Source organism: Pseudoalteromonas sp. PS5 (genome assembly GCF_004103255.1).
Classification (GTDB): domain Bacteria; phylum Pseudomonadota; class Gammaproteobacteria; order Enterobacterales; family Alteromonadaceae; genus Pseudoalteromonas; species Pseudoalteromonas peptidolytica.
In genome coordinates, this window is sequence record NZ_RCSQ01000075.1 from 1 (window position 1) to 10809 (window position 10809).

General features: G+C 42.4%; 5 protein-coding genes. 3 read left to right on the plus strand and 2 right to left on the minus strand.

Annotated elements, in window-relative coordinates:
• Positions 1 to 159: 159 nt before the first annotated feature.
• Positions 160 to 621 carry a GNAT family N-acetyltransferase gene (locus D9603_RS10385; RefSeq protein WP_128731252.1) on the minus strand — a complete coding sequence of 154 codons (462 nt, stop codon included), beginning with the start codon at positions 619 to 621 and terminating at the stop codon, positions 160 to 162.
• Positions 622 to 1060: 439 nt separating this feature from the next.
• Here D9603_RS10385 and D9603_RS10390 point away from each other — a divergent pair, with 439 nt between their 5' ends.
• Positions 1061 to 2071, plus strand: coding sequence for a ribonuclease T (locus D9603_RS10390; RefSeq protein ID WP_128731253.1), 1011 nt, complete (start codon positions 1061 to 1063; stop codon positions 2069 to 2071).
• Between the two features lie 385 nt (positions 2072 to 2456).
• Here D9603_RS10390 and D9603_RS10395 read toward each other — a convergent pair whose 3' ends face one another.
• Positions 2457 to 2840, minus strand: a complete 384-nt coding sequence (locus D9603_RS10395; RefSeq protein WP_128731254.1) for a hypothetical protein — start codon at positions 2838 to 2840, stop codon at positions 2457 to 2459.
• A gap of 533 nt (positions 2841 to 3373) precedes the next feature.
• Between D9603_RS10395 and D9603_RS21640 the strand changes: the two genes are divergently transcribed.
• Positions 3374 to 3514, plus strand: a complete 141-nt coding sequence (locus tag D9603_RS21640) for a hypothetical protein (protein WP_161972736.1) — start codon at positions 3374 to 3376, stop codon at positions 3512 to 3514.
• A 555-nt stretch (positions 3515 to 4069) separates the two neighbouring features.
• Positions 4070 to 10534 carry an Ig-like domain-containing protein gene (locus D9603_RS10400; protein WP_128731255.1) on the plus strand — a complete coding sequence of 2155 codons (6465 nt, stop codon included), beginning with the start codon at positions 4070 to 4072 and terminating at the stop codon, positions 10532 to 10534.
• The last annotated feature ends 275 nt before the right edge of the window (positions 10535 to 10809 follow it).

Genomic DNA, 10809 nt, shown 5'->3' on the forward strand with positions numbered 1-10809 from the left:
TATTCAGAATCGACTAAATAGCAAAATTTTTGCCTTGCCTACATGTCGACTCAAAATCACAAGCGTGACGACAAGGTATTATCACAAATAGTCTTACTGGAAGCTTTATAGCAGTAGGTGTGGGGAAGTGCTCAAAGCGTATGACTCCAAGCACTGTTCTTAGCAAATAGGGGAGAGCTTGGCTGCGAGTTCTCTTTTCATGTGTAAAATTGGGAACGGTTTGCCCATATCATCGGTTGGTGAGCGCGATATAATGTTAAAACCCAAATGCTGATAAAAGCCAACAGCCAACGGGTTTTGTTCATTTACGTCCACTTGAGTCGCCCCCAGCTGTTCAATGGCATACATGAGCAAAACTGTGCCGATACCTTGCCCTCTCGCTTTGTCCAAAACAAATAGCATTTCAACTTTACCTTCATGGACACCAATAAACCCCTGAATAGCACCACGTCTGTCTTTCACACAGTGTAATGTCACGTTTGGAAAAGCTTGCTCTAGTATGATGGGCTTAAAAAATGCGATGTCGTCTTCTGTGATGAAGTCATGTGTCGCGCGAACTGAGTTTTCCCAAACCTCCAATAGTGCTTGGTGCTCCTCTGGAATTACATGTTCAACATTCATTTTATTTCCTTATATTTATGAGTCGCGACTTGGAGTCCGTCGCATGATTGCAGCTTAAAAATTTAGCAGCTTGAGTTTACCACATACAGCTACAAATGGTCACAATGCAACTGAATAACTGTAATGAGTTGTAATTCTTTTATCTAGGTTGCTTTGCTATCTTTTATAATTAAAGGTTTATTTAATGTGAATTTACTGGTTTTGAGACTGCTCCTAATTTCAGCGCTAGCTTGCATTAACTACATTATGGAGGCTGTAAGCAATTTTGAACCCTTGCCACTAAATAAATCTAGAACTCGCTTATAGCTAGGGAAATGACAAATATTTTCACGACTTTATAACCATCTTAAATGGTGATTAAAGCGCAATACAATCCTAAATTAAGGCGCTAGGCGATCAACCCAAAGCCGTAGACTGAATATAAATGAGAGCTACTTAAATGAAAATGATGATTATATCCACCGCATTGGCCTTAGGGCTAACCTCACATTATGCCGCTGCTACTCCTGCCAAAGGGAGTTTTATCGCAAGCCAGTCATGTGATATGTACCAGTCTAAGCGTAAAGGAACCAACCCCGGTTCACTGGAATCAAGTCCAGGAGAAACGTACCCTATTATTGAAGTCGATGCCCAAGATGCGCAGCAAGTAAATTGGGTAAGAGTGAAGACAACATATAACCCTTCACCTGATCGCTGGGTGTCGGCCAGTTGTGGAGATTTAAGTAATTTAGTCGTAGATAGCCGAGGAGGGGGGCGTCAAGGTGGCGATCCACAGTGTCATTACCCGGGTATTTTTGACTCACATGTATTGGCCATTAGTTGGCAACCAGCATTTTGTGAGTTTACCGGTCGTAATAAACCTGAGTGTAAGTCATTGACACCAAATCGATGGGATGCGTCTCATTTTACTTTGCACGGTTATTGGCCTAACAAAAAGTCATGTGGCAGAAACTACGGTAGCTGTGGTCGAGTGAAAACCAAGCCCGCTACATTCTGTGATTATCCAGCGCTGGATTTGGCAGCCGATGTTAGAGCGAGATTAGGCAAGGTGATGCCCAGTGAAGCCAGCGGTACTTGTTTGCAACGACACGAGTGGTGGAAACATGGTACTTGCTCTGGATTAAGTGAGGATAATTACTTTACGTTGGCGATGAATTTATTGCAGCAGGTGAATGAGTCGGGCTTTGTGAGTGACTATATTGATCAAAACATTGGCAAGCAAACTGACCGTAGTGCCTTTCAAGCCGCGTTTGATAAAGAGTTTGGTGAAGGTAGTTATTACCGCGTAGCACTGCAATGTAAACAAGGTATTTTAACTGAGCTACAAATTGCATTACCCAAAGACGTTACTGACACAGATAAAATGAAAGACCTATTGTCTGCGCCAGGCGTAGTTGGTAATGGTCAAGGGAATTGTCCTGATACTTTCGGTATTGACGCTGTAAACTAAATTGGTCATTTTACGTGTAACCTTATACAGCAAGGTTACACGTTTGCTCCCTTCATAACTGAGCAAGCGAGCTATTTTAGGGCAGGTGTTAAATTTAGTGAGCATGCGTTTTCAACTTATTATACCCACAGTCAAAAAAATCAACTGAAATAATTCGAGATAGCCATCTAGAAGGGTTAAATTTTATTTAACTTGATTTGTTTTTAAGGTGGTGTGTTTGCATTTTAATTGTCATTTTTAATTTTATAACGTTAATTTTTTGAAGATTTGGTTTTTATGTCTTTATAATTCAAATTATTTCAAATTAACGGGTTGGGTGAAATTTAGAAACAGGGGGAGCCCCCTGTTTCTAAATTATAATTGATATAAATAAACTAATCGTTCGTTAGTACACCGTTGTGTAGCTTACCAATACATCTGCTTCTTTATACACAATGATCTCTTGATTGTAGTTTATATCTATTTTAACTGTCGCATAATCAGTCTGAAGTGAAAAGTCACCACCTGAGCGCATTGAATACAAGCATTCAGCTTGCGCATATCTATACTCTGCTTGTGTTGGCGGTGCAAAATAATTAATAACTTGTGTATGGCACTCGTGGAAGCGATAACCAGCATCTAACAGCTGGGTATCGACTGCTTGATACTTTCGACCATATTCCAACACTTCTTGTACACTTGCATAGCCCGGCTCTGAAGGGAGTGGTTCAGCTGAGACATTTGCAATTGTAGCAGTAGCAATAAGTGTGAATAATACGCCAATTTTCATGATTATTTTCCTTTTCTATAGAATAAATAGCCCTTTAGGCTGTTGATGAAATGTTTATCTTTTACCGTGCAAATACCAACTTCATAAATCATTTAACTAATTAACATATTGCTTTTACTTTTTTGAGTAAATTTCTAAACTGGAGATGAAAAATTACCTTCCTACCAGTTTTACCTAGTTAATTTGGTTTTATAATTGATGCTGTTGATATGGTTCCTTCACAGCGCTGAGAACGATAATCTATCTGCTCTCTGTTCGGCTATTATTTAACGACTTTATTAAAGGAAAATTTATGATTTAGGTCAAAAATATTAAAATTATATTTTTAATTATGGCTGTGTTGTTTTGGATATAAAAACTTTCTGTTTAAAATTTGCTCTGATATGTTTTTTAATAATTTCATTTACTAGCAAAGTGTGTAAGAAAAAGAACAGTAAAAAGAAGTGGGTAATGTAGCATTTGCGCCTGAAGTACTCTGAATAATATATTTGGAGCTTTGCTCTGCATTGTGCTGATGCTTGCTCTGAGCAGATATGAGTAAATTAGATGATAATACACTTACCGAAGCGAAGTTATTAAACGTTCAGTCTCATTTAGTCGGGCTTTTTGATGAAGCCCAGGCCAACACAAAGCGCTTGATGTGTATAAATTCAGGCTTAGATGTAGCATATTGAGCCGAAAGGTGTTGATTTCACCGTTGTTATTTTTGGTACTGAAAAGCTACAACGCTCTTGTTTTTTTTGATATAAATTGCTTTTTTTCACTGCGTTTTTGTATATAATCAGCGAAAATTGTGTTGTTTTTTTAAACGTCTGAGTGGTGTATAGACAGATAAAGAATTTGCAAATATCGAGAATGACAGAGGGGGGGCCCAGTCGCGGGTAATTTAATGTGTTTTTCCTTTTCAAAGACTTCAAGGTTTGTCCACGCTTGGTGCATAAACAGTACTCACACTGAGATAAGTACCAATCTTACGTTAGGTTTAGCTTTCTACAGCTATTAGCCAAGCTGCTTGCCGTCACCGTACTGAGACAGTGGGGCGAACTTTGGTGGGCGAATATCAAAAAAGCTTGGTTTTGTTACAGCGCCAGTAAGTAACTTCGATTGTCAGATAGCCAAAGTTTACCAACTTATTTTATCTCATTTTTACAACACTTTAATATTTTTAGGCTGATGTGGTCAGTGTTATCGGCCTTGTATTTATTTTATTATTGTCAATAGGTAATTTGATGTCTCTGAAAAGTGAAAGTATCAAGAAAAAAACTAAGCTAACTCAGCATATCCAAGCGATATTGCTAGGTGGCGTGGCACTACAAGCTGGTTTTCAGGCCAATGCCAGCAACGAGGTTTTTGCATCCGCAAATGCTGATGCTGTCACAGTGCGCAGTATGTCAGATACGATGCCAGTATTAACATCATCTAATAATATTACGGTAGAAGAAGGTCACTGGAGTCCTTATATTGGACCTTACGAGTTTGCAACGCCAAACCCAAATGATAACGAAAACTTTGAATATGTGGTAAGCGGAGGTGCAGATAGAGCACTGTTCAATTTTCTACCTTATGGCACTCGATTTTACATTGAGGTTAATCCACAGCTTGATTTTGAAAACCCTATTGATAGCAACAAAGATAATGTTTATGAGTTTGTCCTCACGGTAAAGAATAAAAATGCCGATGAGTCTAGTTCACATAATATAACGTTTACGGTACAAGATGTTGGTGAGTTGGCACCTTTACTTTCATTTGGGTCAATATTTGCGGATGAAGGAAAGGCATTTCAGTTTAAGCCAGAGCATATTCAATTTAGTGGTACGACCGATTTACTCAACGCAATACAATTTAACGTTAAAGTGAACACATCTTTATTCCAAGCGTATCACGATGCTAATACGGATGGGCAGCTAACTGAAGATGAAAAAATAACCCAAGTTGCCAATCTGTCTTATCAACAACTGACAGCGGGAAATTATTACTTTTTACACAATGGCGATGAAACTGCAACGGAAGCAAACTTCACTATCACGACCAGCGTTAAAGCCGACAGCGAATTTAGAGACTATTACTCTCGTCAAGAAACTAAAACTGGCAAAATGTTAATTAATCCTACCGATGATGCTTCCGAAGCGAAAGTGGGTTTTATACAAGCAACCTTACCTGTTTTGGCTGATGCAATTGGTAGCACGGATATTGTTTATAACTCAGATGCAAACGGTAAGATGTATGCAGCTTTTTATAAAGCAGGTGCAGTGCATCAGTATGCGTTAGTGAACGATGTATGGAATGCAATAGGTACGGTTACGGCAAAAGATACGACTGAGGGTAAAATAAAAATCGCATTTGCCCCAGATAACACGCCATATTTTGCCTATTTGGTTGAAGACAACGCTCAAGATACTACCTCCACTGAGGTGTTAAAGTATAACTCAAGTACACAACAAGTTGAGCCATTGCCAGCCCTTGCTGATCAGGGGATAGGGTTTCAGATTATGGCATCTCTTAGTCGCGATTTTGGATTTGCATTAGATATTAACGGTGTTCCTTATCTGTTTTATCAATCCAAGCAAAACGGCCTGATGCAGTTAGTAAAATACAGTATTGCCAGTGGCTGGTCGCAGCGATTGGTATATGATGGCAATTTTGCTAAAGCGGTGCACTTTGCAAAATCAGTTGAGATGATCAGAAATGGTGACAAACTTCACTTTGTATCATCTCATTTAGGGGAGGCAGATGTTAATTCTGGTATGCTAACTGGGGGGTACTCATATGGTATTCTGGCAGATGGAGAAGAGCCAAGTTATCAATATGGTGGCTTCTTCAGCAGCGGTACCGCTGTGGAATACTATGAATTTGCACTCTCAGGCGCAAGTGAGCCGGAGCAATATAATCTGTTCATTACCTCCAAGTCTAGTAATCCGGAATATAACGGTAATTGGTTTAATTACTATGCAAATAAATCAGGGTCATATCTTGATGGCGGTACGTCAAGTAATGTTCGGTTAGCAGAAACACTAAGGTCTGTTGCGGTTGGCAGCACATTACCCTACACCGTTGAAGTTACCGATATTAGCGCAGGGTCAAGTACAATTCTGGTCAAGAGCATTGTTGAAGGGCAGTGGCAAGAAGCGGCGAGTTATCAGGTGCCGTTTGAAGTTAAAGTCGACCCTGTGTTATCGGTTGATGAGCAAGGTCATTTGCAAGTCTATCTAAGTGGTACGGATACGCATGATTTTAGAAAAATTAGTAAGCTGAATAAAGACAGTATGTCCCGGGTGGTCACTGAGCCTTGGAATGCGCAACAGCTATTTAGGGCGTTGCGTGTTGAAGACATGGACTCTGAGCAAGTGACGATAACAATTCGCAACAATACTCCAAACGCGGGTGTACTAAGTGTTGCAGGTGGCTTTGATAGTTCAGGGCTACATATTACTCAAAGCGATACTGCGAATTGGACAGCAACAGGTAGCTTAGCAAATATTAACCGCTTGATAGAAAATCTGCGACTACAATCGACCTGTGACTTCTCCAGTAAGGCTTCGGTGACATTAAGTGTCAAACATTTAGGTGATTTTACTGAACTTGCGACAGCTGAGCTTGATTATACCGACGCACAAAACGCTTCACAGATCTGCCTAACTAGTTCATTGCTAGTAGACCAAGGTAACAGCAGTACGATTTTAACCACTAACTTAAATGCAGTTGAAGCCAGTACAAATGCTGAGCAACTCATCTATACAATCAATGCAGCACCACAGTTTGGTACATTATTTTTAGACCTAAACCTTGATGGCACCCTAGAAGATAGCGAAAAACTTACAGCTGGTAGCCCATTCTCACAAGCTGCGGTTAATAGCGGACAGCTAATATATCAGCATGATGCTAGCAAAAACGCCTCTGATGCTATCAATCTAAGCTTGCAAAATACTCAAAGTAACATGCAGTTGGCAAAAGAAATTATGCTTCCAATTAGCATAACCCTTGCTAATGAAGCGCCACTTGCTACGGCACAAACGGTCTTTGCTAATGAAGATAGTTCTGTGCTGGTCACGCTTACTGCGATCGACATTAACGGCGACGGGTTAACATACCAAATTTCACAAGACGCGAGTTCGGGGTCATTGGAAGCACAAAGCGGTGATACTTGGTTGTATACACCAAACGCTAACTTTAACGGTGAAGATAGCTTCTTGTTTGTGGCATCTGACGGTCAGTTACCTTCGGAGCCTGCTGAAGTTAAGGTTACAGTGCGCGCAGTGGATGATGCACCAGAGATCAGCGGTACACCAGTAACGCAAATTGATCAAGATAGCGCATATCAATTCACACCAGCGGGAACAGATGTAGACGGCGATACTCTGACCTTTAGCATACTTAACGCACCAAAGTGGGCTAAATTTGATAAGACAACCGGAATGTTATCAGGTACGCCTCGTGGGAGCGATGTGGGTCGTTACGAGAACATTGTGATCAGTGTCTCTGACGGTAATAGCGTTAGCGCTTTATCTGCGTTCTCAATTGCAGTGAATGCTGTGGCTCCAGTGACTCCTGTGAATACAGCCCCTACTGCCAGCACAGTCAGTACTTCCGTCGATGAAGATGCGACAGTAAGCTTTGGCGTATCGGCCTCAGACCCTGATGGTGACAGCCTCAGCTTATCTGTGACCACACAGCCTGCCAATGGTACAGTCAGTGTTCAAGGTGATTTATTCCGTTACACACCAAATAAAGATTTTAATGGTGTCGATAGCTTCGGTTACCGAGTGAGTGATGGTGAGCTTAGCTCCGCAGAAGCCAGAGTAAATATTACAGTCAATGCGGTGAATGATGCGCCTGTTGCTAAGGCGATAAGTACTTTAGTAGAGGAAGACGCATCAGTCAGTATTACTGGGGTTGGATCAGACCTAGACGGTGATAAGCTGAGCTTCTCCGTTACTCAGCAACCGACAAATGGCACGCTCAACTTGCAAGACAATGTATTTAGTTACACGCCAAATGCAGACTTTTTTGGTGCCGATAGTTTTAGCTATGTGGTGAATGATGGTGAGCTGAACTCGGCTGAGGCGCAAGTGAGCATCACTGTGAAGCCAGTGAACGATGCACCAGTGGCACAAAATGACGAGTATACCTTTACAGATGCAGCTGGTCGCTATGTGTTAGATGTACTAGCGAACGACAGCGATGTTGATACAAATGATACGCTCACACTTGTGGCAGCGAATACCACGCTCGGTAGTGTAAGTATCGAGAACAACCAGTTGATATACCAGCCTCAAGCAAATGTACAAGACGCTGCGGTTATCAGTTATATGCTAACAGATAGCCAAGGTATGCGTGCGCAAGCGACAGCAAAAGTAACCATGGGTGCTGCACAAAGTGGCGCACCGGAGATAAGCGTACCAGAAGATAAAACAGTCAATGCAACAGGACTGTTCACTAAAGTGGACTTGGGTAATGCAACGGCAACAGATGCCAGTGGTAATCCACTGGCAGTATCTTTGGTAGATGGAACCACAGTATTTGCACCGGGTATTCATCAAGTATTTTGGACAGCTACAGATAGTGATGGTGAGTCTGCGGTGAAACAACAAACGGTGACTGTGCATCCGTTAATTTCACTAAGCAAAGACAGCCAGATAGCAGAAGAGCAGCGCCATACGGTAAAAGTCTTCTTAAATGGCACCGCGCCAACTTATCCTGTGACGGTGCCTTATTCAGTGAGCGGTACAGCTGATGGTAATGACCATGATTTAGTTGCAGGTGAAGTGGTAATTGAATCAGGGGTTGAAGGTAGTATTACCTTTAATGTGTTTGGTGATGGCGAAGTGGAAGGCTCTGAGAGCATTGTCATCACGCTTGACGATACGCTCAACCGTGGTGCAAAACAAACTTCAACCGTTACCATAGTGGAAGATAACGTAGCACCAGCATTAGCAGTAAACGCAATACAAAGCGGCCAAGTACGCACATTGATTGGCCAAGATGGTGGCGTGGTTTCGGTGGTGGCAGAAGCTACGGATGCTAACCCACAAGATAGCGTGACGTTAAGTTGGAGAGCTGAGGGGGTAGAAAATACCAGTACAGAGTCCAGTCGTTTTGAGTTTGACCCAGCTGGGTTAGAGGTGGGCACTTATAAACTGAGCGTTACCGCTAGTGACAACGGCACGCCAAGCTTATCGTCAATACAAGATATGTACCTTGAAGTGGTGGTTAGTTTGCCTGCGCTCAGTAATCAAGACAGCGATGGCGACCTTATCCCTGATAACCAAGAAGGTTATACCGATGCAGACAATGATGGTATTCCAGATTATTTAGATGCCAACAACGAGTGTAACGTGATCCCAGGCCAAGTTAAGGATGTAAGTCAATACTTGGTTGAGGGTGAGCCGGGCGTGTGCTTACGTAAAGGCGCTACGGTTTCACAAAATAGCACAGGCGGTGCGCAGCTATTAGAAAGTGAACTGCCAACGGATAGTGAAGCGACCAACATAGGTGGCGTGTTTGACTTTATTGCCACAGGTTTACCGAAAGCTGGCGATGTTTACGGTATTGTAATTCCGCAGCGAAAGCCTATCCCTGTCAATGCGATTTATCGTAAGTTCAGAGATGGTGAGTGGACAAACTTTGTGACGACAGACGATAACAAGATATTGTCGGCAGTGGGTGAGCCGGGTTACTGTCCTCCGCCGGGCAGTACGCAGTGGCGTGACGGCTTGAATGCGGGTGATTGGTGTGTGCAACTACAAATTGTAGATGGTGGTGTAAATGATGATGACGGGATTGCTAACCGTAGCGTTATCGATCCCGGCGGGATTGCAGTAATAAAAACCACTAACACCCAACCACAAGCTCAAGCCGATGCAATAACCAGTGCCGTTGCGCAGCCAGTGTTCATTGATGTGCTGAGCAATGATACAGATGCTGATGGTGATACATTAACCATCACTGGAGCAAGTGCAGATTTTGGAGTGATAGAGGTAGTTGATAACCAATTACGTTATACACCACCGCTTGATTACATTGGTATAGCCCAAATCACGTATGGTATAGCAGATGGTCAAGGTGGGACGTCAAGTGCTGAGGTGACGGTTGAGTTGGTTGTAAATCGTGCTCCAGTAACTCAAGCAGATACCGCAAATACCAACGATAAAACCAGTGTTGTGATAGATGTACTTGTCAATGACAGTGACCCAGATGGCGATGCGTTGAGTTTAGTAAGCGCAGCAGCAGAGCATGGTCAGGTGAGTATTACTACAGAGGGCACGCTACGTTATGAACCTAAACCCGGGTTTAGTGGTGAGGACAGCGTAGTGTATCAGGTTAAAGATGCAAAAGGTGCGGTGAGTGAGGGAGTGGTTAAAGTTACCGTTAGTCTTGCGACCGTGGTTGAGCCAGAAAAGCCCGGCACGCCAGACACTAAGCCTGAAACGCGGTCATCTGGCAGTTTAGGTGGCATACTGGTGGTGATGGTGTCGGCATTATTATTACGTCGTCGCAAAAAAACACTGCCAAACTATGCAATTGCGACTGCCAGTTGTCTCGCGAGTGCAACAGCAGTGGCACAGTTACCTCAAGCTCAAAACGAAGCACATTACGCCAGTTATACGGTAAGTGCGGTGCAACAGACTGGAGAGTATTCATCTTTTGCGACCCTACGCTACCTAGATTTAGGTGAAGGTAGGGTGGCGCTAAACTAATAGTGCAGTAATAAGTAATAGCCCAGCCATTTGGTTGGGCTTTTTTATTACAAGGCAGCTCTATGCCTTTGTTTTGAGGCTTTTAACAAAACTAATATGTTTTCAAGATCGAACGAAAGATTTATAGAGTTTTTGTCATCCTTTGCTCATATGCACAAAAGTTTGGTTAGGTGTGCAAATCTATGCTTGACCCTTTTTTGGGGTCGATAATGGATAGGCTAACTTATTGTGTAACATAAATTAGAAGCTACGCTAATTAGTCGCCCCTGAAACCA

Excerpts from the sequence above, each read along its gene's own strand:
- D9603_RS10385 (WP_128731252.1), bottom strand. The coding sequence starts at position 621 with ATGAATGTTGAACATGTAATTCCAGAGGAGCACCAAGCACTATTGGAG.
- D9603_RS10390 (WP_128731253.1), top strand. The coding sequence starts at position 1,061 with ATGAAAATGATGATTATATCCACCGCATTGGCCTTAGGGCTAACCTCA.
- D9603_RS10395 (WP_128731254.1), bottom strand. The coding sequence starts at position 2,840 with ATGAAAATTGGCGTATTATTCACACTTATTGCTACTGCTACAATTGCA.
- D9603_RS21640 (WP_161972736.1), top strand. The coding sequence starts at position 3,374 with ATGAGTAAATTAGATGATAATACACTTACCGAAGCGAAGTTATTAAAC.
- D9603_RS10400 (WP_128731255.1), top strand. The coding sequence starts at position 4,070 with ATGTCTCTGAAAAGTGAAAGTATCAAGAAAAAAACTAAGCTAACTCAG.